General features: G+C 67.2%; 23 protein-coding genes. 3 read left to right on the forward strand and 20 right to left on the reverse strand.

All coding sequences use genetic code 11. The annotated features are described in order from the left end of the window. Window positions 1–72 precede the first annotated feature (72 nt). Window positions 73–792, forward strand: coding sequence for a fumarate/nitrate reduction transcriptional regulator Fnr (gene fnr, locus G4D77_RS04840; RefSeq protein ID WP_016445205.1), 720 nt, complete (start codon window positions 73–75; stop codon window positions 790–792). 81 nt (window positions 793–873) lie between these two features. Here the strand turns inward: fnr and G4D77_RS04845 are convergent, their stop codons facing one another. The 9 genes from G4D77_RS04845 to G4D77_RS04885 all read right to left on the reverse strand — a co-directional run bounded on the left by G4D77_RS04845 (window position 874) and on the right by G4D77_RS04885 (window position 9,068). Beyond that, complete coding sequence (locus tag G4D77_RS04845) at window positions 874–1,161, reverse strand: hypothetical protein (protein ID WP_016445204.1); 288 nt, start codon at window positions 1,159–1,161, stop codon at window positions 874–876. 181 nt (window positions 1,162–1,342) lie between these two features. Further along, a complete protein-coding gene (locus G4D77_RS04850) occupies window positions 1,343–1,657 on the reverse strand; it encodes a FixH family protein (protein ID WP_016445203.1) in 315 nt (104 codons plus the stop codon). 57 nt (window positions 1,658–1,714) lie between these two features. Further along, the gene (ccoG, locus tag G4D77_RS04855; protein ID WP_046239793.1) at window positions 1,715–3,169 is read right to left on the reverse strand and encodes a cytochrome c oxidase accessory protein CcoG; all 1,455 of its coding nucleotides are present in this window, start codon (window positions 3,167–3,169) and stop codon (window positions 1,715–1,717) included. A 77-nt stretch (window positions 3,170–3,246) separates the two neighbouring features. After that, complete coding sequence (gene ccoP, locus G4D77_RS04860; protein ID WP_154834743.1) at window positions 3,247–4,164, reverse strand: cytochrome-c oxidase, cbb3-type subunit III; 918 nt, start codon at window positions 4,162–4,164, stop codon at window positions 3,247–3,249. A gap of 27 nt (window positions 4,165–4,191) precedes the next feature. Beyond that, window positions 4,192–4,329, reverse strand: a complete 138-nt coding sequence (locus tag G4D77_RS04865) for a cbb3-type cytochrome oxidase subunit 3 (protein WP_016445200.1) — start codon at window positions 4,327–4,329, stop codon at window positions 4,192–4,194. Between the two features lie 11 nt (window positions 4,330–4,340). After that, complete coding sequence (gene ccoO / locus G4D77_RS04870) at window positions 4,341–4,973, reverse strand: cytochrome-c oxidase, cbb3-type subunit II (protein WP_016445199.1); 633 nt, start codon at window positions 4,971–4,973, stop codon at window positions 4,341–4,343. Window positions 4,974–4,992: 19 nt separating this feature from the next. Next, window positions 4,993–6,429: a cytochrome-c oxidase, cbb3-type subunit I gene (gene ccoN / locus G4D77_RS04875; protein ID WP_016445198.1), complete on the reverse strand. Its 1,437-nt coding sequence runs from the start codon at window positions 6,427–6,429 to the stop codon at window positions 4,993–4,995. Window positions 6,430–6,492: 63 nt separating this feature from the next. Continuing rightward, window positions 6,493–6,630 (reverse strand): cbb3-type cytochrome oxidase assembly protein CcoS, encoded by a 138-nt coding sequence (gene ccoS, locus G4D77_RS04880; RefSeq protein WP_013803228.1) that lies wholly within the window; start codon window positions 6,628–6,630, stop codon window positions 6,493–6,495. 2 nt (window positions 6,631–6,632) lie between these two features. Further along, window positions 6,633–9,068: a heavy metal translocating P-type ATPase gene (locus G4D77_RS04885; RefSeq protein WP_047327124.1), complete on the reverse strand. Its 2,436-nt coding sequence runs from the start codon at window positions 9,066–9,068 to the stop codon at window positions 6,633–6,635. Window positions 9,069–9,184: 116 nt separating this feature from the next. On the opposite strand from G4D77_RS04885, the gene G4D77_RS04890 reads away from it, so the two are divergent. Beyond that, the gene (locus G4D77_RS04890; protein ID WP_016445196.1) at window positions 9,185–9,628 is read left to right on the forward strand and encodes a universal stress protein; all 444 of its coding nucleotides are present in this window, start codon (window positions 9,185–9,187) and stop codon (window positions 9,626–9,628) included. A gap of 108 nt (window positions 9,629–9,736) precedes the next feature. Here the strand turns inward: G4D77_RS04890 and G4D77_RS04895 are convergent, their stop codons facing one another. From G4D77_RS04895 to G4D77_RS04910, 4 genes are all read right to left on the reverse strand, one after another. Then, window positions 9,737–11,290, reverse strand: a complete 1,554-nt coding sequence (locus G4D77_RS04895; RefSeq protein ID WP_061287663.1) for a malonate--CoA ligase — start codon at window positions 11,288–11,290, stop codon at window positions 9,737–9,739. Window positions 11,291–11,333: 43 nt separating this feature from the next. Next, window positions 11,334–12,521: a CaiB/BaiF CoA transferase family protein gene (locus G4D77_RS04900; RefSeq protein ID WP_126311833.1), complete on the reverse strand. Its 1,188-nt coding sequence runs from the start codon at window positions 12,519–12,521 to the stop codon at window positions 11,334–11,336. Window positions 12,522–12,684: 163 nt separating this feature from the next. Next, window positions 12,685–13,653 carry a Bug family tripartite tricarboxylate transporter substrate binding protein gene (locus G4D77_RS04905; protein WP_154834744.1) on the reverse strand — a complete coding sequence of 323 codons (969 nt, stop codon included), beginning with the start codon at window positions 13,651–13,653 and terminating at the stop codon, window positions 12,685–12,687. 182 nt (window positions 13,654–13,835) lie between these two features. Beyond that, entirely contained in the window at window positions 13,836–14,585 is a 750-nt protein-coding gene (locus G4D77_RS04910) for an enoyl-CoA hydratase/isomerase family protein (protein ID WP_017405751.1), read from the reverse strand. Window positions 14,586–14,624: 39 nt separating this feature from the next. Between G4D77_RS04910 and G4D77_RS04915 the strand changes: the two genes are divergently transcribed. Continuing rightward, a complete protein-coding gene (locus G4D77_RS04915) occupies window positions 14,625–15,341 on the forward strand; it encodes a GntR family transcriptional regulator (RefSeq protein WP_016453084.1) in 717 nt (238 codons plus the stop codon). 12 nt (window positions 15,342–15,353) lie between these two features. Here the strand turns inward: G4D77_RS04915 and G4D77_RS04920 are convergent, their stop codons facing one another. The 7 genes from G4D77_RS04920 to G4D77_RS04950 form a co-directional block, all read right to left on the reverse strand. Further along, window positions 15,354–16,508, reverse strand: a complete 1,155-nt coding sequence (locus tag G4D77_RS04920; protein ID WP_043789635.1) for an esterase-like activity of phytase family protein — start codon at window positions 16,506–16,508, stop codon at window positions 15,354–15,356. 116 nt (window positions 16,509–16,624) lie between these two features. Then, window positions 16,625–17,623: a Bug family tripartite tricarboxylate transporter substrate binding protein gene (locus G4D77_RS04925; protein ID WP_026062480.1), complete on the reverse strand. Its 999-nt coding sequence runs from the start codon at window positions 17,621–17,623 to the stop codon at window positions 16,625–16,627. A gap of 96 nt (window positions 17,624–17,719) precedes the next feature. Further along, window positions 17,720–19,165 (reverse strand): malonyl-CoA decarboxylase, encoded by a 1,446-nt coding sequence (locus tag G4D77_RS04930; RefSeq protein ID WP_016445189.1) that lies wholly within the window; start codon window positions 19,163–19,165, stop codon window positions 17,720–17,722. Window positions 19,166–19,374: 209 nt separating this feature from the next. Then, window positions 19,375–20,226 carry a prolipoprotein diacylglyceryl transferase gene (lgt, locus tag G4D77_RS04935; RefSeq protein ID WP_227740793.1) on the reverse strand — a complete coding sequence of 284 codons (852 nt, stop codon included), beginning with the start codon at window positions 20,224–20,226 and terminating at the stop codon, window positions 19,375–19,377. 61 nt (window positions 20,227–20,287) lie between these two features. After that, complete coding sequence (locus tag G4D77_RS04940; RefSeq protein ID WP_016445187.1) at window positions 20,288–20,752, reverse strand: MarR family winged helix-turn-helix transcriptional regulator; 465 nt, start codon at window positions 20,750–20,752, stop codon at window positions 20,288–20,290. Between the two features lie 109 nt (window positions 20,753–20,861). Beyond that, window positions 20,862–22,652 (reverse strand): acyl-CoA dehydrogenase, encoded by a 1,791-nt coding sequence (locus tag G4D77_RS04945; protein WP_154834745.1) that lies wholly within the window; start codon window positions 22,650–22,652, stop codon window positions 20,862–20,864. After that, complete coding sequence (locus G4D77_RS04950; protein ID WP_047327120.1) at window positions 22,649–24,019, reverse strand: spinster family MFS transporter; 1,371 nt, start codon at window positions 24,017–24,019, stop codon at window positions 22,649–22,651. The genes G4D77_RS04945 and G4D77_RS04950 overlap by 4 nt, the downstream gene beginning before the upstream one ends. Window positions 24,020–24,021: the final 2 nt, after the last annotated feature.

Consider the following 24,021-nt stretch of genomic DNA (forward strand, 5'->3'; position numbering starts at 1 on the left):
ACAATTTGATCCAACTCATCGCCATCCACGAGGTCACCGCCGGCGCACTGCTGCGCCGCTGATGTTTACTCCATGAACCTTCAGACCATCAAAGCATCCTGTTCCAATTGCAACCTGCGCGAGCTGTGCATGCCCATGGGCCTGGATGCCGAGCAGATGCAGCGCATCGACGACATCGTGGCCACGCGCCGCAAGGTCAAGCGCGGCGGCCTGCTGTTTCGCAACGGTGAGTCCTTCACCTCGCTGTACGCCATCCGCACGGGCTTCTTCAAGACCTGCGTGGCCACCGAGGACGGGCGCGACCAGGTCACGGGCTTTCAGATGGCCGGCGAGATCATCGGCCTGGATGGCATCGTCAACGACCACCACACCTGCGATGCGGTCGCGCTGGAAGACGCCGAGGTCTGCGTCATGCCCTTCGACAAGCTGGAGGACCTGTCGCGCGAGGTCACGGCCCTGCAAAACCATGTGCACAAGGTCATGAGCCGCGAGATCGTGCGCGAGCACGGCGTGATGCTGCTGCTGGGCAGCATGCGTGCCGAGGAGCGCCTGGCCGCCTTCGTGCTCAACCTGGTGCAGCGCCTGCACGCCCGGGGCTTTTCCAAGTCGGAACTGGTGCTGCGCATGACGCGCGAGGAAATCGGCAGCTACCTGGGCCTGAAGCTGGAGACGGTGAGCCGCACCTTCTCGAAGTTTGCCGAAGAAAACATCATCGAGGTGCGCCAGCGCCATCTGCGCATCCTGGACACGGACGCGCTCAAGCGCATCGTCAACAGCCAGCAGTGCCAGTGAGGCCGCAAGGCCCCGCCCCCCGGCAATGAACAAGGCCCGCGATCGCGGGCCTTGTTCATTGCCATTGCAGTGCACGCAGGTTCAATCGCGCCCCAGGCCCTGCATGGCCAGATTTGGGTCCGGCTCGGAGACCACGCCGTCGTTGAGATCGTGCGTGGAGCGTCCCAGCATGGTGGTCATGAGGCTGGACAGCATGGTCACGCCCCAGAAGGCGAAGAAGGCCAGCGTGTAGATTCCCTGCCGCGACCAGCCCAGGTCGCCGAGCCAGTGCAGCTCCAGCGGGTCCACGAAGGCGAATACCAGCATCTCCATCACGGCGGCGGCCAGAAAGGCCGGCCAGGCAATCCACATCCAGCGTTGGGCCAACATCAGCGATCTCCTTGAGCTGTCGAGGGGTGGCTTTCATTGTGCGCGCCGCCCGCGCACCGTGCCAAGCCCTGCGCACCCTGCACTGCCTGTAGGAAACCCTTGGCCCTCGCGCATGCTGGAGATGCCATCCACCATGCAAAAAGGCCGCGACTGCGGCCTTGTGCACGGCATTTTCCTGCGTTCAGCGGTCCGTGGGATGGTCCTGCGCGGGCGTGGCCGCGTGGTTGCGGCCGGTGACCGCGGGCGCCAGGCTCTTGGGCACTTCGCGCACGCCATCGGCACGCTCGTTGATGGTGATGCCATTGCGGTAATAGTCAGGATCGATCACGGGATCGGCGCCATTGATCGCAATGACGGCCGTGACCACGCCAGCCACCACGACGGCGGCCGGGCCGGCCACCACGAGCCAGACATGGGCGAACTTCCACCAGGGCTTGCCGGCGTCCGGATGCGAAGGGGCCGTGGCGGGCGCGGAGACTGCGGGACTGGAAGACATGGATAACCTCTTTCTTTCAAACAGCCGGCGCAGCCTGGGCGGCGCCGGCCAGACATATCACCGGGGCACCAGGAAGACGGCCTTTTCGGACGCGCGTCCCGCGCCTGAATGCACGGCATCGATATCGAAGAATACGGTGTGCGAGCCCGGCTCGGCGGAACCGTAGGGAATCTGCAGCCGCGCCGCAATGCCGCGCGTCTCGGCAGGGCCGACCTCTACCTCCTGCTCGGACGCCAGCTCCAGCCCGTCGAGGCCATGGGCGCTGATGCGGTAGCGCTGGGCCTGCTCGGTGGCATTCATGATCTGCAGGCGGTAGACATTTTCCAGCTTGCCGCCCGCGACGATGCGCGACAGCGATGCCCGGTCGCGTATCACGTCGACCTTGACCGACTGGCGCAGCGCCAGGCTCACGATCATGGCCATGCTCAGGCCGATCAGCACGGCCGAGTAGACCAGTACGCGCGGACGGAAGATGCGGCGCAGCACCTGGGCCCGCCGCCACATGCCGGCCATGGCGTTCTGCGTGGTCAGCCGGATGAGGCCGCGCGGATACTCCATCTTGTCCATGATGGAATTGCAGGCGTCTATGCACAGACCGCAGCCTATGCATTCGTACTGCAGGCCGTTGCGGATGTCGATGCCCACGGGGCAGACCTGCACGCACATCTTGCAGTCGATGCAGTCGCCCAGGCCCTGGGCCTTGTAGTCAACCTTCTTGGTGCGCGGCGCGCGCGGCTCGCCCCGGCCCGTGTCGTAGCTGACGATCATGGTGTCGCGGTCGAACATGGCGCTCTGAAAGCGCGCATAGGGGCACATGTACTTGCAGACCTGCTCGCGCATGTAGCCGGCGTTGCCATAGGTGGCGAAGCCGTAGAACAGCACCCAGAAGACCTGCCAGCTGCCCTGCAGCGCCAGCAGCTCGCCGCCCAGCTCGCGGATGGGCACGAAGTAGCCCACGAAGGTGAAGCCGGTCCACAGGGCAATGGCAATCCACAGCAACTGCTTGAGCGACTTCTTCCAGAGCTTTTCAAAAGTCCAGCCGTTCTTGTCCAGGCGCATGCGCGCGCTGCGGTCGCCCTCGACCTTGCGCTCCACCCACATGAAGATTTCGGTGTAGACCGTCTGCGGGCAGGAAAAGCCGCACCACAGGCGACCGGCCACGGCCGTGAACAGGAACAGCGCCAGCGCCGAGATGATCAGCAGGCCCGCCAGGTAGATGAAATCCTGCGGGTACAGCACCAGCCCGAACAGGTAAAAGCGCCGCGCACCCAGGTCGAACAGCACCATCTGGCGCTGCCCCCATTCCAGCCAGGGCAGGCCATAGAAAACCAGTTGGGTGAGAAACACCAGAGCCCATCGCCAGCGTGCGAAGACACCGCTGATGGAGCGCGGGTAGACCTTCTTCTCGGACTCGAACATCGACACCAGCTGGCCCGGGTCCGGGTCGGCAGGCGTGATCGGAATGACTTTGCGGGGAGGCTTCCCGGCATCATCCCCGTTCTCGGGCTTCATGGTGGGTTCCTTGGTTTTTTGGAATATCTGAAAACTCAAAAGGCAAAAAGGCGGCGCCGCAGCGCCGCCCCCTGTCCTTATTGACGGACTGCGCCGTCTTTGTGCGACATGCCCCAGACATAGGAGGCAAGCACCGCGATCTGCGCCTCGGTCAGCTTGTCCTTCTGGGCAGGCATCTCGTTGTGCTTGCCGTTGTTGATCATGGCCGTGATGGCGGCCTCGCCCCAGCCGTGCAGCCAGATGTCATCGGTCAGGTTGGGCGCGCCCAGGGCCTGGTTGCCCTTGCCGTCCATGCCATGGCAGGCGGCGCAGGCCGTGAACTTGGACTTGCCCAGCGAAGCCTTGAGCGAGTCGTGCGGGCTGCCCGACAGGCTCAGCACATAGTGCGAGAGGTTGCGCACATCGTCGGGCGTGCCGACGGCAGCGGCCATGGGCGGCATGATGCCGATGCGGCCCGCCGTGATGGTTTCCCTGATCTTGTCGGGCGTGCCGCCATGCAGCCAGTCGCCATCGGTCAGGTTGGGGAAGCTCTTGCCGCCGCGTGCATCCGAGCCGTGGCACTGCGCGCAGTTGTTCATGAACAGGCGCTCGCCGATGGCCATGGCCTGGGGGTCCTTGGCCATGTCTTCGGTGCTCATGCTCGTGAACTTGGCGTACAGCGGCTCCAGGTCCGCGCGGGCCTTGGCCATCTCGTTTTCATAGGCGCCCAGCTGCGTCCAGCCCAGCTTGCCCGCGAACGAGCCCAGGCCCGGATAGGCCGCCAGGTAGGAGAAGCCGAACACCGAGGTGATGATGAACAGCCACATCCACCACTTGGGCATGGGGTTGTTCAGCTCGCGCAGGTCCTCGTCCCAGACGTGGCCCGTGGTGTTGTCGGCCGAGGGGACCACCTTCTTGCGTGCGGTGAGATACAGCAGCAGCAGGCAGCCGATGATGCCGCCCAGCGTGATCGCCGTGACATAGATCGACCAGAAGTTGTTTACGAAATCGCTCATGGGAAGTTCTCGTTCTGGTGGAGGGACTCAGTCTTGCTCGAACGGCAGCTGGGCGGCCTCTTCGAAACGGGCCTGGTTGCGGCGGGCGAACGCCCACCACCAGATACCGATGAAGCAGGCCAGAGAGGCCAGCGTGGCCACGATGCGCATGGTGGTGATGTCCATGTCGCTCTCCTTTACTTGACCGAACGGCCCAGCACCTGCAGGTAGGCGATGACGGCGTCCATTTCCGTCTTGCCCTTGACCTGCTCGGCGGCGCCGCTGATTTCCTCGTCGCTGTAGGGCACGCCCACCTTGCGCAGCGCGCTCATGTGCTGGGCGACCACGGTGTCATCCACCTTGTTCTTCTCCAGCCAGGAGTAGGCAGGCATGTTGGACTCGGGCACCACGTCGCGCGGGTTGTTCAGGTGGATGCGGTGCCATTCGTCGCTGTACTTGCCGCCCACGCGGTGCAGGTCGGGACCCGTGCGCTTGGAACCCCACTGGAAGGGGTGGTCGTAGACGAACTCGCCAGCCACCGAGTAGTGGCCGTAGCGCATGGTCTCGGCGCGGAAGGGGCGGATCATCTGCGAGTGGCAGTTGTAGCAGCCCTCGCGCAGATAGACGTCGCGGCCCATCAGCTGCAGCGGCGTGTAGGGCTTGAGGCCCGCCACCGCTTCCGTGGTCGACTTCTGGAAGAACAGCGGAACGATTTCCACCAGGCCGCCGACGGCGACCACCAGCAGGGTCAGCACGATCAGCAGGAAATTGTTGGTTTCCACCTTCTCGTGGGAAAAGCTCTTGGGAGCGCTATGGTTGTGATCGGACATGAGTAATGCTCCTAGACGCTCAGGCGTGGGCCACGACGGCAGGCACGGCCACCTTCACGGAACGGCCGGAGATCGCGGTCTTCCAGGTGTTCCACAGCATGACCAGCATGCCGCCCAGGTACAGCAGGCCACCGGCCACGCGGATCACGTAGAACGGATAGCTGGCCTTGACGCTTTCGACGAAGGTGTAGGTCAGCGTGCCATCGGGATTGACGGCGCGCCACATCAGGCCCTGCATCACACCGGCGATCCACATCGCGGCGATGTACAGCACGATGCCGATGGTGGCCATCCAGAAGTGCAGCTCGATGGCGCCCACCGAGTGCATCTTGGTCTTGCCGAACAGGCGCGGGATCAGGTAGTACAGCGAGCCCATGGTGATCAGGCCCACCCAGCCCAGGGCGCCCGAGTGAACGTGGCCCACGGTCCAGTCCGTGTAGTGCGACAGCGCGTTGACGGTCTTGATGGACATCATCGGACCCTCGAACGTGGACATGCCGTAGAACGACAGCGACACGATCAGGAAGCGCAGGATGGGGTCGTCGCGCAGCTTGTGCCATGCGCCCGACAGCGTCATCACGCCGTTGATCATGCCGCCCCAGCTGGGAGCCAGCAGGATCAGCGAGAACACCATGCCCACGGACTGCGTCCAGTCGGGCAGCGCGGTGTAGTGCAGGTGGTGAGGACCCGCCCACATGTAGGTGAAGATCAGCGCCCAGAAGTGGACGATGGACAGGCGGTAGCTGTAGACCGGACGGCCAGCCTGCTTGGGAATGAAGTAATACATCATGCCCAGGAAGCCTGCGGTCAGGAAGAAGCCCACGGCGTTATGGCCGTACCACCACTGCACCATGGCGTCCTGCACGCCGGCGTAAGCCGAGTAGCTCTTCATCCAGCCGGCCGGAATGGCCGCGCTGTTGACGATGTGCAGCAGCGCCACGGCGATGATGAAGGCGCCGAAGAACCAGTTGGCCACATAGATGTGACGGACCTTGCGGATGCCGATGGTTCCGAAGAACACGATGGCATACGAGACCCAGGTCACGGCGATCAGCAGGTCGATCGGCCACTCCAGCTCGGCGTACTCCTTGCCCTGGGTGTAGCCCAGCGGCAGGCTGATCGCGGCGGCGAGAATGACGATCTGCCAGCCCCAGAAGGTCAGGCTGGCCAGCTTGGGCATGAACAGCCGCGTCTGGCAGGTGCGCTGCACCACGTAGTAGCTGGTTGCGAACAGCGCCGATCCGCCAAAGGCAAAGATCACGGCGTTCGTGTGCAGCGGACGCAGGCGTCCGTAGCTCAGCCATGGAATGCCGAAGTTGAGTTCCGGCCAGGCCAGCTGCGAGGCGATCAACACCCCGACAGCCATGCCCACCACTCCCCAGACGACGGCCATGATAGAGAACTGCCTTACGACGGTATCGTCGTAATAGACAGCGTTGTTATTTGAACTATCCATCGTGCACCCCTTAGATTGCTATCAAAGTGTTACTTTCTTCGCTGTCGGGCGTGTTGACCCACGTCAATCGTCCCGAAGAATGCGTTCGCCCTCTTGTTCCACGCTCTCGAATTGCCCGCGATAGACGGCCCACCACAGGGCCGCGAGGATGGCGAGCACAAGCACCACCGACAGCGGGATCAGTAAATAGAGAATGTCCATAGTCAGAACCTCCCCACCGTTGCGGTGGAGCCCGTCGGCATGGTGACGGACGCTGCGGGCGCAGCAGGCGTGCCCGTGTGATTCGTCAAGGCCAGTGGAAGGCTGCGCGCAAGGCGCGCGGCGTTGAGCACCACCAGCAGCGAGCTCAGTGCCATTCCCAGGCCGGCCACCCAGGCAGGCATAAAGCCCGCCAGGGCCAGTGGAATCGACACCGCGTTGTAAGCGGCAGCCCAGGCCATGTTCTGCCGCACCACCTGCAGTGTGCGGCGCGACAACAGACATGCCTGGAGCACCAGTTCCAGGCTGTCGCCCAGAACAACGAAATCTGCGCGCGATTGTGCCAGCGGCACTGCTCTACCAAAAGCAAAAGAGACATGCGCTCCAGCTAAAACTGGGCCGTCGTTGAGGCCGTCGCCCACCATGGCCACATGGTGGCCGGCTGCCTGCGCCTGCTGCAGCCGCTCCAGCTTATCCTGCGGGCTGCAGCCGCCGTGGGCCTGGGTGATGCCCACGCGCGCCGCCATGGCGCGTGCGGCGTCCTCGCGGTCGCCGGACAGCAGCATCACGGCGATGCCCTGCTTCCCGAGCGCCTGCACGACGGCGGCGGCTTCGGGCCGCACGTCCTCGCTGAGTACAAAGCGCGCCAGCGTATGCCAGCCCTGTTCGGTCTGCTCGGCCAGCAACACGCCCTGCACGGGCTGCTCGCCCGCCACGCCCGCATGCAGGGCCGATCCCAGGCGCAGATGGCGGCGTCCTCCCGGGCCCTGCACCCAGGCGTCCAGGCCCAGGCCTGCCACTTCCTGCATGGTGTCCAGCTTCCAGTGCGTCGCGGCATGGGCGCCAGCCTGCGCGATGGCGCGCGAGGCCGGGTGCATGGACTGGCGCGCCAGCAGCGCCGCCAGCGCCAGCACCTCGTCGGCATCCTCGCCGCGCGCAGGCTCGAACGAGGACAGCGCCAGGCCGTCGCGTGTGAGCGTGCCGGTCTTGTCGAACACCAGGGTGTCCACAGCGGCCAGCGCTTCCAGGCCCTGCAGGTTGCGCACCAGCACGCCGCTGCGCGCCAGCGTGCCGGCGGCCGTGAGCATGGCCACGGGCGTGGCCAGCGACAGCGCGCAGGGGCAGGTGACGATGAGCACGGCCACGGCCACCATCATGGCCTTGCCGGGATCGGTGGGCCACCACCAGATGGCAGCGCCCAGCGCGGCCAGCAGCACCACGACCAGGAAGGGCCGCGCCACCTTGTCGGCCAGCTGGGCCAGGCGCGGCTTTTGCAGCGAGGCGCTTTCCATCAGGCCCACGATCTGGGCGAAGCGCGTGTCGGCCCCCACGCCGTCCACGCGCACATCGACCACGGCGTCCAGGTTGTAGCTGCCGGCCGTGACGCTGTCGCCCTCGGCACGCAGCACGGGCGTGGACTCGCCCGTGAGCAGGGCCTCGTCGGCATGGGTGCGGCCGCGCACGATGGTGCCGTCGGCCGGGAAGGCCTCGCCGCTGAGCACGCGCACCAGGTCGCCGGCACGCAGGCGGCGCGTGGCCACGCGCTCGAAGTGGCCGGCCGCGTTCTCGCGCAGCACGGCATCCGGCAGGCGGTTCATCACGGCTTCCAGCGCGCCGGCCGTGCGGTCGCGCAGCCGCAGCTCCAGCCAGCGGCCGGACAGCAGGAAGAAGACGAACATGGTCAGCGAGTCGTAGAAGACTTCCTCGCCGAAGGGCCCCGAAGGATCGAAGGTGCCCAGTGAGCTGATCACGAAGGTGATCAGCATGCCCAGCGCCACGGGCAGGTCCATGCTCACGCGGCGCTGGCGTATGTCGCGCAGCGCGCTGGAGAAAAAGGGTCCGCAGCAAAACAGCACCACGGGCAGCGAGATGACCCAGGAGGCCCAGCGCAGCAGCGTCTCCATCTCCTGCGACAGGTCGCCGGGGCGGGCCACGTAGGCGGGCCACGCATACATCATCACCTGCATCATGCAAAAGCCGGCCACCAGCCAGCGCCACAGCGCACGGCGGCTTTCGGCCTGGCGGCGCTCGCGCGCAAAGGCATCGCGCGCAGGAAGCGCCTGGTAGCCGGCGCGCCGCACGGCCTCCATCCACTGGGATGGAAGCACCTGCTCGTGGCGCCAGGTGACTCGCGCGCGGCGCGTGGCTGCGCTGACTTCGGCCTTCTCCACCCCGGGCACGGCCCGCAGCGCATCCTCGATGGTCAGCGCGCATGCGGCACAGTGCATGCCCTCCAGAACGACGTGCGAATCCCAGGCAGGGAAATCGGTGGGTTCTTTGGAAGGGTCGGCGGGAGTTGCGGGGCCTGCGGGCCGTCCGAACGAACTCCACTCCTGCGGATCATCCAGCAGCCGGGCCGTGGCCTGCTGCGAGGGCGAGAGACCTGAATCAGGCGCCGCCACCGCCGCCTCGCTGGATGGGGCTGCAATGGTGTGGGGCATGGTTCTTAGCGTAATCGGGGGGCATGATAAGCGTATTGACATTAATCAACCGTTAACTCATGGTTGGGTCTATGCTGACTTCGTCCCACCCATCAGCACACACGAAAGGAGCACGCATGTACAACCGCATCCTGATCGCCACCGACGGTTCCGAGCTTTCCGACAAGGCCGTGGACAGCGGCCTGGGCCTTGCCGCCTTGTGCGGCGCCAGCGTGATCGTCGTCAAGGTGGTCCAGCACTATCCGCGCAGCTACTTCGAAGGCGGCGAAACCGTGGATCTCAAGCAGATCGAACGCATCGAAGGCCAGTGGACGGCCAACGCGCAGACCGTGCTGGATGCCATCCACGCCAAGGGCCAGGCGCTCAAGGTCCACGTGACCACGGAGATCGTCAAGTCCGACCTGGTGGCCGAAAGCGTGATCGACGTGGCCAAGCGCCGCGACTGCGACCTCATCGTCATGGCCTCGCACGGCCGCAAGGGCCTGCAGCGCCTGCTGCTGGGCAGCGAGACGCAGCACGTGCTCACGCACACCCACATTCCCGTGCTGGTACTGCGCTGAAGGGTAGCGGCAGCTTCGGCTTTCGCTGCACAAAAAAAGGCATCGGCGGCGCCGATGCCTTTTGCTTTTTCAATCAGGCCAGGGCGCGACCCGCGCCTTGGCGACCACTCAGGCGAACAACTGCTTGTGCTGGTCGCGCAGGAGATTCTTCTGCACCTTGCCCATGGTGTTGCGCGGCAGCTCCTGCACCACGAAGCAGCGCTTGGGAATCTTGAAATTGGCCAGCTGGCCCTTGAGCGCATCGACCACCGCCTGGGGCTCGAGCGAAGCGCCAGGACGCGGCACCACCACCACCACGCCCACCTCGCCGAAGTCGGGGTGCGGCACGCCGACCAGGGCGCTTTCGGCCACGCCGGGCAGCTCGTTGATGAAGCCTTCGATCTCGGCCGGATAGACGTTGTAGCCGCCCGAGATGATCAGGTCCTTGCTGCGGCCCACGATGCTGACATAGCCCCGCTCGTCGAGCTTGCCCACGTCGCCCGTGCGGAACCAGCCATCGGCCGTGAACTCCTCGGCCGTCTTCTCGGGCATGCGCCAGTAGCCCTTGAACACGTTGGGGCCGCGCACCTGGATGTTGCCGATCTCGCCCACGGCCACGGGCTGGCCTGCGTCGTCCACGATGCGCACGCCCACGCCGGGCAGCGCAAAGCCCACGGTGCCGGCGCGGCGCTCGGACTGGCCGCCGTTGCGGTCATCGGCACGGTAGGGGTTGGAGGTCAGCATGATGGTCTCGCTCATGCCGTAGCGCTCCAGGATGACGTGGCCGGTGCGCTCCTGCCAGTCGCGGTGCGTCTCCACCAGCATGGGTGCCGAGCCCGAGATGAACAGCCGCATGTGGGCCGCCGCCTCGCGCGTGAGCCGCGCATCGGCCAGCATGCGCACGTAGAGCGTGGGCACGCCCATGAAGACGGTGGCGTCACGCATGCGCGAGATCACCGTGCCGGGTTCGAACCTGGCCAGCCAGATCATGGGACTGCCGTTGAGCAGCGCACCATGGATGGCCACGAACAGGCCATGCACATGGAAGATGGGCAGCGCGTGGATGAGCACGTCGCCGTCCTGCCAGCCCCAGTAGTCCTTGAGGGTCTCGGCGTTGGACAGCATGTTGCCGTGCGTGAGCATCGCCCCCTTGCTGCGGCCCGTGGTGCCGCTGGTGTAGAGGATGGCGGCCAGGTCGTCCTCGCCGCGCTCCACCACCTCTTGCTCGTCGCCATGGTGGGCGGCGCGCTCCAGCAGCGTGCCGCTGCGGTCGTCGCCCAGGGTGTAGACATGGGCCACGCCCGAGGTGAAGGCGATCTTGGACACCCAGCCGAAATTGGCCGGCGTGCAGACCACGACGGCGGGCTCGGCATTGCCCACGAAGTACTCGATCTCGGCGGCCTGGTAGGCGGTGTTCAGCGGCAGAAAGACATGGCCGCTGCGCAGCGTGGCCAGGTAGAGCATCAGCGCTTCCACCGATTTGTCCACCTGCACGGCGATGCGGCTGGCGGGCGGCAGCTGCAGCGACTGCAGCAGGTTGGCCATGCGCGCGCTGCCACGGTCCAGGTCGGCCCAGCTGTAGAACAGGCTGGCGCCGTCAGCGCCTATGGCCTCTACGGCCCACTTTTGCAGATCCTGGGGAAAGGCGGCGCGCAAGGCAGCGAACAGATTGCGGTTGGTCATGGCTGTGAAGAAGAAGGAAGAATCCGCTGGGGACCGGGAAATCTCAGGCACGTTCATGGATTGGCGAAGGCGGCGCCACGGACAGCTCGCGCAGGATGCGCTCGCGGTCCGCGTCCAGCGCGGGCGGCTGCCTGCGCACCAGGGGCTGGCCGAGCGAGGCCTGCAAGGGATTGCCCGCCACGCGCAGCGTCTGGCCGCTGGGGGTCTGCACCTGGGCCAGCATGCCGCGCTCGCGCACCTGGGGGTGCTCGACGATGTCGGCCACGCTGTTGTACTCCCCCGCCGGGATGCCATTATCAGTGAGCAACCCCAGCCAATGCGCCCTGGGACTGTCCCGCAGGCGCGCCTGCAGCGCGGCCTTGAGCTCGGCCTGGTGCTCGCAGCGCAGGGCATTGCCGGCAAAGCGCGCGTCCTCGGCCAGTTCGGGCAATTGCAGCAGGCCGCAGAGCTTGCGAAACAGCGCATCGCTGCCCACGGCGATGACGAACCAGCCGTCCTGCGCCGCGAACACATCGAAGGGCGCCATGGAGGGATGCCGCGTGCCGATTGGCCCCGGCACGCTGCCCAGCGCGCCCAGGCGGGCCACGGGGTTCTCCAGCAAGGCCACCTGGCAGTCGAGCATGGAGACATCGACGCGCTCGCCCTGCCCCGTGCGCGAGCGGCGCATCAAGGCCGCCTGTGTGCCGATGACCGCGTACAGGCCCGCGCCCAGGTCGCCGATGGACACGCCCACGCGGCAGGGCCCGGCGTCCGGGTGGCCGGTCACGCTCATCATGCCGCTCATGGCCTGCACCACCATGTCGTAGGCGGGAAAGCCGCTGTAGGGACCCGTCTGGCCAAAGCCAGAGACCGAGGTCATCACCAGCCGGGGATGGCGTGCATGCAGGGTCTCCCAGCCATAGCCGAGCTTGTCCATGGTGCCGGGGCGAAAGTTCTCGACCAGCACATCGGCGCCTTGCAGCAGGCGCTCGAAGACCTCGCGGTCCTGGGGCTGCTTGAGGTCCAGCGCAATCGACTCCTTGTTGCGATTGACCGAGAGGAAATAGGCCGAGCCCCCGTCCACGAACGGCCCGATGCCGCGCGCATCGTCGCCCGTGCCGGGCTGCTCCACCTTGATCACGCGCGCGCCCAGGTCGGCCAGCATCTGCGTGCACATGGGGCCGGCCAGCACGCGCGTGAGGTCGATGACGGTAAGGCCTTGCAGCGGCAGGCCCGTGGCTTGTTCATTCATAGGGATTTCCATATCGTTATCTATTGCTTGACGCGACACCCACAACCCGTGGGACCGGCGGGGCCCAAGACCAGGACACCGAGGAAGGGCCGCTCCCGCACCGAGGGTGTCGTCGCCCCCGCGAAGCGAGAGGGGGAAGGCACGTGGCGCCTCAGGGGGGGTCTCACTGCAGCCCGGCGCCGGAACGCTGGGTCAGGGCCTTGGACTCCTGCCCTTCCTTCAGGGCCCAGGCACGGAATTCCTCTAGGGATGCCGAGGGCGCGGCCAGATTGCCCTGCTTGGCCAGCCTGGCCTTCACATCGGGGTCTTCCAGCGCCTTGGTGCTGGCATCGAACAGCTTCTTCGCCACGTCCTCGGGCAGACCCGCCGGGGCGAACAGGCCGAACCAGAACGTGTAGTCAAAGCCCGGCACGCCGGACTCCTTCATGCCCGGCAGATCGGGGAACAGCGGCGAGCGTTCGGCCGTGCTCACGGCCAGCATGCGCAGCTTGCCCGCCTGGGCGAGCGGCAGCACGGAGGGCGGCGTGCCGAAGGTCAGGTCCACATCGCCAGCGGCCACGGCCTGTATCGATGGCGCCCCGCCCTTGAACGGCACATGCAGCATGCGCAGGCCGCCGCTGGCGCCCGCGAACGACAGCGTGGCCAGGTGCGTGATCACGCCTGCGCCCGAGGAGGAATAGCTGAGCTTGTCGGGCTGGCTGCGCGCCAGCGCCACCAGATCGCCCACGCTCTGGCCCGGAAAATCCTTGCGCACGGCCAGCAGCATGGGGGCCGAACTCCAGCGCGTGATGCCCGTGAAATTGCGCGCGCCTTCATAGCGCGCGCTCTTGTAGAGCAGCTGGTCCGAGCCATAGATGTTGGCGCTGCCCAGCAGCAGCGTGTAGCCGTCGGGCGCTGCACGCGCCACATGCTCGGAGGCCAGCGTGGTGCCGGCGCCCGGGCGGTTGTCCACCAGCAGGGGCTGGCCCAGGATCTTGCCGACCTTGTCGGCCACGATGCGCGCCACCGCGTCGGCGCCGCCGCCGGGAGGAAATCCCACGACCAGCGTGACGGGCCGGGTGGGATAGGACTGGGCCATCGCGCCACCGGCCAATCCGGCCAGCAGCAACGACAGTGCAAAACGCTTGAACATGGCTTGTCTCCTCTTTATTGATACCCCCTGAGTCGCTGCGCGCCTTCCCCCAAAGGGGGACGACACCCTCGGTGCGGGAGCGGTCCTTCCTCGGAGTTCCCGGGTTGGGCCGCGCCGGTTCCGTGGGCTGTGGGCGGTAGGCAGCACCACGGGCAATCTGCGTGTATGCGGGAGGATGCGGTTCAGCGCCCCTTGAACTCCGGGCTGCGTTTCTCGCGCCAGGCCCGGCCGCCCTCCTGCAGGTCTTCGGAGGCGATGCTGCGCTGCACCTCGCGCGTGATCTCGGCCACGTCATGGCGGCCGCGCGCAATCAGGTTCAGGTGCTTTTTCATGCCGAACAAAGGGATGGGCGCCATGGCGGCCAGCGTGCCGGTGAGCTGGGCCACGGCCGCGTCGAAGGCGGCGGGTTCGGCCAGATGGGTGAGGAATCCGCAGGCCTTCATCTCCGGGGCCTGGATGCGCTCGCAGGTCAGGAACAGCCGCTTGGCCGTGTCCAGGCCCAGGCGCGAGACATAGCGCTCCAGCCCGCCCGCGTAGAAATGCAGGCCCAGGCGCGCGGCCGGCATGAACATTTCGGCCGCCGTGCTGCCCACGCGAAAGTCGCAGGCCAGGGCCATGTCGGTGGCACCGCCGTAGACGCCGCCGTGGATGGCGGCCACGGTCACGGCGCGGCATTGCTCGATGGCGTCCACCATCTCGCCGAAGCTGCTGCCCTCGGTCTGGCTGCCTTGGATCTCTGATATATCATAGCCACTGCAAAAGTACTTGCCCTCGCTGCGCAGCACCACCACGCGCACATCGTCGCGGCGGTTGATAAGCTCCACATGCGCGACCAGCGTGCCCAGGTCTTCGGGGGCCAGCTTGTTGGCCGCTTCGGGGCGCTGCAGCGTGATGGTGGCCAGGTGATCCTGGATGTCGAGTCTGGGTGTCATATGTATCAGTCAGTCAATCAGATATATTTGAATTAGAAAATGCTTCCAGCCAAGCAGCCATTGGAGAAAACCCCGGCCACGTCCAGCCTGCAGGAGCGTATACGGCAATCGCTGGAAGACGAGCTGCGCTCAGGCGCCATGCAGCCCGGCGATGCCATCGACGAACCGGCCCTGTGCGAGCGCTTCGGCGCCTCGCGCACGCCCGTGCGCGAGGCGCTGCTGCTGCTGGTGGCCAAGGGGCTGGTGGAGATCGTTCCGCGCTCGGGCATCTATGTGCGGCGCCTGGATGCGCGCGAGCTGGTGGCCATGATGGAAGGCCTGGCCGAGCTGGAAGGCGTGCTGGCCCGGCTGGCCGCCACGCGCATCCATGCGCAGCTGCGCGAGCGGCTGCAGGCGGCGCTGGCGCACACCGCCGCCTGCGCCCAGGCGCAGGATGCCCAAGGCTATGTGCAGGCCAACATGCAGTTGCACGAACTGATATACGAGGCCAGCGGCAACGACTTCATCGTGGAACAGACCCGGCTGCTGCGGCTGCGCATCACGCCCTACCGGGGCCGCATGTTCGAGAAGCCGGGCCGGCTGGCGCGCTCGCAGCAGGAGCACGTGGCCGTGGTGTCTGCGATCTGCGCGGGCCAGGCGGAGGTGGCCGCCGAGGCCATGCGCCAGCACATCTGCGCAGGCGGCAGCGCCTTCACCGACATGGTGCTGGGCGCGCCCGCAAGCGCAGGCTATGAACGCCCGCGCAAGCCGAGATAGCCCGAAGAGGGCTCAGGGCCGCACTTCGAAGGCCAGGAACTGCGTGACCTGGTTGTCCGCGAAGTTGTTGTCGGCCACCAGCACCAGGGTGCGGTTGCCGTTGGCCAGGCGCGGGCCCCAGGAGATGCCTTCGATGTTGTCCAGCTTGACGCCCTGGTAGGTCACGGGCATCTCCAGCAGCAGCTCGCGCTTCATGGGCTTGTAGCTGGCGCCCACCAGGCTCTTGAAGCTGCGCACATCGGTGGTGTCCGGCTCGATGGTGGCGCGCGTCAGGCGGATGGTGTTGCCTACGCCGTCGGCAAAGGCGCGCTCGATGGCGATGAACTCGTGGTTGGAGACCGCCAGCAGCTCGGGCAGGCCGTTGTCCGGCGGAAAGCTGCCGCTGGCGGCCTTGTCCAGCGGAATCTTCGGCAGCTGGTAGACGTACTGCGCGCCGGACTTGCCCGTGGCCGGATCGAGCTTGAGGACGCGGACCACGCTGCCCGCCGCCAGCGTGGTGAGGGGGCCGTCTTCCACCAGCGCATCCTCGTTGGCCGTGAACACGCTGCCGTCGGGCGTGACGGCCAGGGCCTCGAACAGCTTGTTGTTGCGCCCTCCGCTGGTGGTGTTGTCCACGTAGTTGAAGGCCGCAGGCGTCTCGAAGTCGCGCACGAAGCTGCCGTCCACCCTGATCTCGCGCACGAAGGGCTGGAACAGGCTGGCGGGGTCGGTGCTGAAGTTGCCCTCGCTGGACACGTAGAGATTGCCGTTGGGCGCCACGCGGATGCCTTCGGGGTCCACGGTGCGGCGCGTGCCGGGCAGGGGCTGGCCGTCACGGCCCTTGAGCGTGACCATCTTGCGGATGGTCACGGCCTGGATGGCCTTGTCATCGAACTGAATGCCCAGGTTGTAGAAGCGCGGCGTGCCGCGCTCGCCGCCGCGCTCATCGGAGATGGCCCAGTAGCTGCCATCGGGCGCGCGGTCCAGGCCGGAGATGCCGCCGAACTCCACGCCGTCGAACAGTGTCTTGGTCTTGATGCTGTAGTCGCCGATCAGGCGCAGCGAGCCGATGGTCTCGGGGCCGTCGTCGCTGCCGCCGCAGCCTGCCAGGCCCGTGGCCGTGCCGAAAGCCAGGACCAGCGCGAGCAGCACGGATGCGGGCGAGCGGACCTTGTCTGCCTTGTTCATATTCCCTCCCAGGATGGATCTCAGAAGGGATGGACCGTAGCCAAGGCCCGTGACAGGGTGGTGACATGCACGCGCATGCCGCCGCCCTGCCCCCGCCCTGACCGGCCCCTCGTCCGCTACTCCAGCTTGGCGCCCGAGGCCTTGACCACCTGGGCCCAGCGCGCGATCTCGCCATGCACCATGGCCGCGAACTGCTGCTGGTTCATGCCGCCGTAGTCGGCGCCGTTGCGCGCCCAAATGGACTTGATCTCTTCGGCCGAGCCTATGCGCTGCACCTGGTCGATGACCTGGGCCTGCACCGCCTGCGGCGTGCCTTTGGGCGCCCACAGGCCGTACCAGGTGGTGACCGTGTAGTCGGGCAGGCCGGACTCGGCCGCGCAGGGCACGTCCGGGAAGGCGGGGTTGCGCTTGTCGCCCGAGACCATCAGCGCACGGATGCGTCCGCTCTTGATGTGCTGGGCCGAGGAGCCCAGGCCGTCGAACATCATGTCCACATTGCCGGCGATCAGGTCCTGCAGCGCCGGGCCTGCGCCTCGATAGGGAATGTGAGTGATGAAGGTATTGGTCTGCAGCTTGAACAGCTCTCCGGCCAGATGGTGCGATGTGCCCGCGCCCGCCGAGGCGTAGTTGAGCTTGCCCGGCCGCTTGCGCAGGTCGGCCAGCAGCTCCTGCACGGTCTTGCCCGGCACGTTGCGCGGGTTGACCACCAGCACCTGGGGCACGCTGGCCAGCAGGGCCAGCGCGACGAAGTCGCGCTCCAGGTCATAGTCCAGGCGGGGGTACATGGACGGCGCAATCACATGGTGGGTGCCGCCCATGAAGAAGTTGTAGCCGTCCGGCGCCAGCTTGGCCGCGTAGCTGGCGCCCAGGGTGCCGCCTGCGCCGCCACGGTTGTCGATCACCAGGGTCTTGCCCGCGCTCTTGGCGAACTGGGCCGAGAACGGGCGGGCAAAGGCATCGGTGCCCCCGCCGGCCGGAAACGGCACGACCAGGTTCACGGGTTTGGACGGCCAGTCCGTCGCGGCGCGGGCTGCCATGGGCAGGGCCAGCGCGGCCATCGAGGCCCCGGCCGCGCGCAACACCGCGCGCCGTCCCGTGGGGTGGGAAGCTTGCATGACTTGTCTCCTTGTCGCCTCTTTGAGGCTGTCTTCGTTGTCAGGCGCAGCAATCCCTGTGCAAGAAAAGGAGCACGGCCTGCGCCGCGCCCCTTTTCATTTGCACAGGGCTTCGATGTCCGAGGACACCGGTATGCGGCCCTGCGCCAGCAGGCCGCGATGCTTGTCCAGGCGCTTGAGGTCGTAGAGATAGTTGACCATCAGGCCCAGCGACTGCTTGAGTCCCTTGGCCGACAGGTCGGCCGCCCAGTTGAGCCGCTCCACGCGCGCGCCGTTGCCCAGGTGAAAGCGCGCCACCGGGTCCAGCGGCCGGCCCTTGGCCGTCTCGCGCCCCAGATAGTGGGCAGCGCAGAACAGCAGGGCGCGGCGCACGGGCGCGTCGGGCTTGAGATCCTGCGGCGCATCCAGCGCCGCCAGCAGGTGCTCGGCCCCCATGCCGCCCGCCTTGAGCTCGAAGGCCTTGCGCTGGCGCTCGTCCATCTTCTCCAGGATGGCGTCGCCGTGCTTGGCGATCCAGGCGCGCAGGCCCGGAATGGGCGACAGCGTGGCGAAATGGCGCAGCCGGGGGAATTCGCCCGTCAGCGTCTCCACCACATGCTTGATCAGCGAGTCGCCGAAGCTCACGCCGCGCAGGCCGGTCTGGGTGTTGCTGATGGAGTAGAAGATGGCCGTGGTGGCGCGGCCCAGGTCGGAGGCTGCGGCGGTCTCGTCCAGCAGTGGGGCAATGCTGTCGGACATCTTGTCCACCAGCGCCACCTCCACGAAGATCAGCGGCACGGTGGGCATGCGGGGGTGAAAGAAGCCGTAGCAGCGGCGGTCGCTGTCCAGGCGGTTCTTGAGATCGGCCCAGCTGCGGATGTCGTGCACGGCCTCGTACTGGATGAGCTTTTCGATCAGCGAGGCCGGCGAGTCCCAGCTCAGGCGGCGCAGCTCCAGCAGGGCCACGTCGAACCAGGTGGAAAACAGATGCTCCAGCTCGGCATCCAGCGCGGAAAAGCGCTGCTGCTCCGCCTTGGGCAGGGCCAGCAGTTCGGCACGCAGGTCCACCAGAAAGCCCATGCCGCCCTGGGGCTGGGCAAACCGCTGCAGCAGCCGCGTGCGCGGCGACATCAGCGCGCGGCGCAGATCCATTTCGGCATGGCCGCGCTCGGCGTCGCTGGTGGCCGTGTCATAGCGCTTGCGTGCGGTCATCAAGGCGTCGGTGTCGGGGCCGAACTGCTCGACGATCAGCGCCCAGAAATCCTGGCGCGCCGGCAGTTCGGCCTGGGCATACCAGTCCATCAGCTGCTGCGCGTGGCGGCCGCCCTCGACATCGCTGAGCGCTGCGTCGGCGGCGGCCTGCAGGTCTTCCATGAGCTTGCGCAGCTCGCGCGGGGACAGCACTTCCTGGCCTCGGCGCAGGGTGGCCTGCAGGCGCTGGGCCGTGCCACGCGGCGCGGGAGCCTTGGCTGCATCGCCTTCGGCCTTTTTTGCAGGCGCAGCGGCCTCGGTGCTGCGAAAGCGGGACACATTGCGGGCAATCCAGTCGGTAGCCAGACCCATTCAGACACTCCTCCATATCAAGCGGTCACGGGACTGTCATGCCGCCAACGGGCCAATGACAATCCCTTGCTGCTCACATTATGGGAGTCTGTACGCCAGCGCGTGTACGCCGATGTCGCGTTCTTGTCTTCGGGCAATCCCCAGCACGCGCGCGCCACGCCAAAAAGAAAGCGGGCCCAGGGCCCGCTTCGCATTGTGTCCAGCCAGGTTCAGGCCGGCTTGCCCGCATGGGCATGGGCCGGATAGGCCGGACGCCCCGCCGCCCAGAGCCACATGGCAATGCCGCCGATCACCATGGGCACGCACAGCCACTGGCCCATGCTCATTCCCAGCGACAGCAGGCCCAGGAAGTCGTCAGGCTCGCGGAAGTACTCGGCAATGAAGCGGAAGGCACCATAGCCGGTCAGGAAGACCGCCGCCACCTGGCCCGGCTTGTGCTCCTTGCGTGCATACAGCCACAGCAGCACGAACAGCAGCAGGCCTTCGAGCAGGAACTGGTAGACCTGCGAAGGATGGCGCGGCAGCATGGAGCCGCTTTGCGGGAAGACCATGGCCCAGGGCAGCTCGGGACTGGCAAAGCGGCCCCACAGTTCGCCATTGATGAAGTTGCCGACACGGCCCGCCGCCAGGCCCGTGGGCACGCAGGGCGCGACGAAGTCGGCCACCTCCAGCCACGAGCGTGCGCGCGAGCGCGCGAACCAGACCATGGAGCCGATGACGCCGATCAGCCCGCCATGAAAGCTCATGCCGCCCTGCCAGACGTAGAAGATTTCCAGCGGATGGCTGAGGTAGTAGCCGGGCTTGTAGAACAGGCAATAGCCGAGCCGCCCGCCGACGACCACGCCGAGCACGCCCAGGAAAAGAATGTCTTCCACGTCCTTGCGCGTCCAGGCGCGGTCGCCCTGCATGCGCACGAAGGGCGGGTGGCGCAGCCTGCGCGTGCCCAGCCAGAGGAAGAGGCCGAAGGCGGCCAGATAGGTCAGGCCGTACCAGTGCACGGCGAGGGGCCCGATCTGCAGGGCCACGGGATCGATCTGCGGGTACATCAGCATGGTCGGCATTGTGCCGCAGCGCCGCATGGCCGGCGCCGGCCAGGGGTTGGAAAGATGGCGTCCCGCCCGCTCAGCCTTGCGGGCCTTCCTGGATGGCCGTGAGCTTGTCCAGGGCAGACAGCAGATGGCGCTGCTCGGTGGCGGTGAGCAATTGCTCCAGTTCGTCTTCCAGCTGCACCACCACGCCTTCGGCCCGCGCCTGCAGTGCGCTGCCGTCGTCCGTCAGGTGCAGCTGCTGCAGCCGGCGGTCGCGCGGATCGGGCTGGCGCCCGATGAGGCCGCGCTGCACCAGGCGCTCGACCACGGGCACCAGGTTGGAGGGCGAGATGTCCAGCGCCTCGCCCAGCTGGCGCAGGTAGATGCCCGGGTTGGCGTGGATGAGCACCAGGATGGAGAACTCGCTGGGCTTGAGGTCCAGTTCGGCCACGCGCCGCGCAAACAGCTTGTGGATGTGGATTTCCGCGCGCGTGAGGCGGTAGCCCAGAAAGCGCTGCAGGCGCGACTGGTCGACGGCGGGTTCGAAGGAGCTGTCCATGGACACGGATCCGGAAGAGGAAGAAGGCGCAACGAAGCAAGGCCGCACCGGCGCCTGCGGTTCTGCAGGGCCGGTGCGGCGTTCCATCATAAAAGCCCCGGCAGCCCGCTCAAGCCACGGCGGCTGGCAGCGGCGTACAGGCAGCGGCCTCGGTGCGGCGCAGCCAGTGCTCCGCATCCAGCAGGCCATGCGCAAAGAACCAGGCCGCGCTGTCCGCCTTGGAGCGGCGCAGCGCCGGATCGGCCAGCGGCAGGCTGACGCGCGCCGCGCGCGCCCAGGCAAAGGCCATGCACAGCGTGCCGACCAGTCGCAAGTAGTCCTCGGCACAACGCGCCAGCAATTGCCTGTCGCCGGCAGCGCCGGTACACAGCTCGCCCGTCAGCGCTTGCATGCGCTCGGCCCAGCTGCGCAGCGCGCCTGCAAAGCCGGTCTCCATGCCCGCGGCGTCGCAGGCATCGGCCTCTTCACGCAGCACCTTCAGCAGCGGCGCCAGCACGGCACCGCCGCTGGAGGCCACCTTGCGCTGCAGCAGGTCCAGCGCCTGGATCTGGTTCGTGCCTTCGTAGATCATGGCGATGCGGGCATCGCGCAGCGTCTGCTCGATGCGGTACTCGTGCACATAGCCGTAGCCGCCGAAGACCTGCAGCGCCTCGCTGGCCAGCGCAAAGCCCCGCTCGGTGAAAAAGGACTTGACCACGGGCGTGAGCAGCGAGGCCAGCGCATGGGCCTGGGCGCGCTCCTCGGCATCCGGCGCCTGTTCGGCCAGGTCCAGCTGGTGCGCCACCCAGCCTGCAATGGCGCGCATGCCTTCGGTCCAGACGCGCAGGTCGGCCAGCATGCGCTGCACGGCCGGCTGCAGGGCGATGGGGTCGGCGGGGCCCTGCGCATCGGCAGGCCGGGGCTGGGCGCGCATCTGGCGGCGCTCGGCCGCATAGGCGCGCGCCAGCTGCCAGGCCATCTCGGCATGGCCCAGGCCCTGCAGGCCCACGTGCAGGCGGGCCGAGTTCATCATCACGAACATGGCAGCCAGGCCCTGGTGGGGCTGGCCCACCAGCCAGGCCTGCGCGCCCTCGAAGCGCATGGCGCAGGTGGCGCTGCCCTTGATGCCCATCTTCTTTTCGATGCCATCGCAGTGGATGGCGTTGGGCAGAAAGCTGCCGTCGTCCCGGGGAATGCCGCGCGGCGCCAGGAACAGCGACAGGCCGCGCGTTCCCTCAGGCGCATCGGGCAGGCGCGCCAGCACCAGGTGGACGATGTTCTCGCTCATGTCCTGGTCGCCGCCCGAGATGAAGATCTTGCTGCCGTCCAGGCTGTAGCTGCCATCGCTCCGGGGCCTGGCCTGGCTGCGCAGCAGGCCCAGGTCGGAGCCGGCCTGGGGCTCGGTCAGGCACATGGTGGCCAGCCAGCGGCCGCTGACGATGTGGGGCAGGTAGGTGGCGCGCAGGTGCTCGTCGCCATGCGCGTGCAGGCAGGCATAGGCGCCGTGCAGGATGCCCGGATACATGGTCCAGCCATGGTTGGCCGAGGCCAGCATTTCGTGCAGCGCGGCGTCCAGCAGCTGGGGCAGGCCCTGGCCGCCAGCGTCGGGGGCGCAGGCCAGTGCGGGCCAGCCTGCCTCCACGAAGGCTGCATAGGCGGCGGGAAAGCCGTCGGGCGTGCGCACCCTGCCCTCTTGCAAGCGGCAGCCCTGCAGGTCGGCCGGGCCGTTGAGCGGGGCCAGCACGTCGGCGCAAAAGCGCCCGGCCGCCTCGACCACCATATCGGCCGTCTCCTGGTCCAGGGCTTCATGGGCCGGCATGCGGCGCCAGTCGCCCTCGGCGCCCAGCCAGTGCTGCTGGACGAAGCGGATGTCCTGCAGCGGCGGCTGGTAGTGCGAGCAATGTGATGCCTGCGCGCTCATGCCCGGCCCTCCGTGGCAGCGACCAGGCGGCGGTAGGGACCGATGGCGCTGGCCAGGCACAGCACGGACAGCAGCGCGGCCAGTGCGGACACCAGGCCCAGCGACAGGCCCACGAGCTTTTCGTCATGGAAGACGAAGTCCGTGAAAAAGGCCACGAGGAAGGGACCGAGGCCCAGCCCGATCAGGTTGATCAGCAGCAGGTAGATGGAAGTCACCTGGCCGCGCAGCTGGTTGGGCGTGACCGCCTGCAGGATCGGCGGCGCCAGCGCCACCGGCATGCCCAGGAAGAAGGTGGTGGCCGCCACGGCCACCAGGGCCACCGTGGGCGTGGGCGCAAAGGCCAGCACCAAGCCGGTGATGACGAGCACGCCGGTGGCCACCAGCGAGATGACGATCGATCCCACCTGCTTGCCGCGCGCCGTGAGGTAGTCGGCCAGGAAGCCGCTGAGCAGCATGCCGCCAATGCCGAAGGTCAGGATGATGACGCCGTAGGCCGGGCCGATCTCGCCGGGCGTCCAGCCCCACTGGCGGATGAAGGTGGCCGGCAGCCAGGCCGTGACGCCGAAGGTGATCATGGCCGTGATGCCCGGCGCCAGCAGCAGCGGCAGGAAGGCGCGCTTGTTGCGCAACACATGGGACAGGTCGGGCGCCGGTCCCGCGGGCGCGGCCACTTTGGCGGACGCGGCCCGGGCCTGCAGGCCCCGGCGCAGCGGCTCGCGCACGGTGTACATCAGCGCCACCAGCGGAATGCCGGGCAGGGCCACGAAGATGAAGGCCGCCTGCCAGGGCTTGAAGCTGCCCAGCAGCGGGAACACCACCTCGCCGGCCTGGCTGGTGGCCTGGATGACCAGGCCGCCCACGATGAAGGCCGTGGCCGAGCCGATGTACACGCCCGAGGTGTAGATGCTCATGGCGCGTGCGCGGCGCTCGGGCGGGAAGTAGTCGGCCAGCATGGAATAGGCCGCCGGCGACAGTGCCGCCTCGCCCACGCCCACGAACATGCGCGCCACGAACAGCGAGACGAAGCCCGTGACATAGCCGCCCGCCGCCGTGGCCACCACCCAGATCGCCATGCCGATGACGATGAGGTTGCGGCGGTTCCAGCGGTCGGCCAGGCGCCCCAGGAAGATGCCGACGAAGGTGTAGAAGATGGCGAAGGCAAAGCCGTGGACGATGCTGAAGACCCAGTCCGACAGCTGCAGATCCTTCTTGATGGGCTGCACCAGCAGGCCCAGGATCTGCCGATCCACGAAGGACAGGGTGTAGGCCAGCAGCAGGATGATGGTGACGTAGTAGGCATAGCCGAGTCCGTTCGACTCGGTCGGCGCGGGCGTGGACACGCGGCCCGGCGGGTAAGGCAGGCTCATGG

The sequence above is a fragment of the Delftia sp. WY8 genome, from assembly GCF_018437695.1.
Classification (GTDB): domain Bacteria; phylum Pseudomonadota; class Gammaproteobacteria; order Burkholderiales; family Burkholderiaceae_C; genus Comamonas; species Comamonas tsuruhatensis.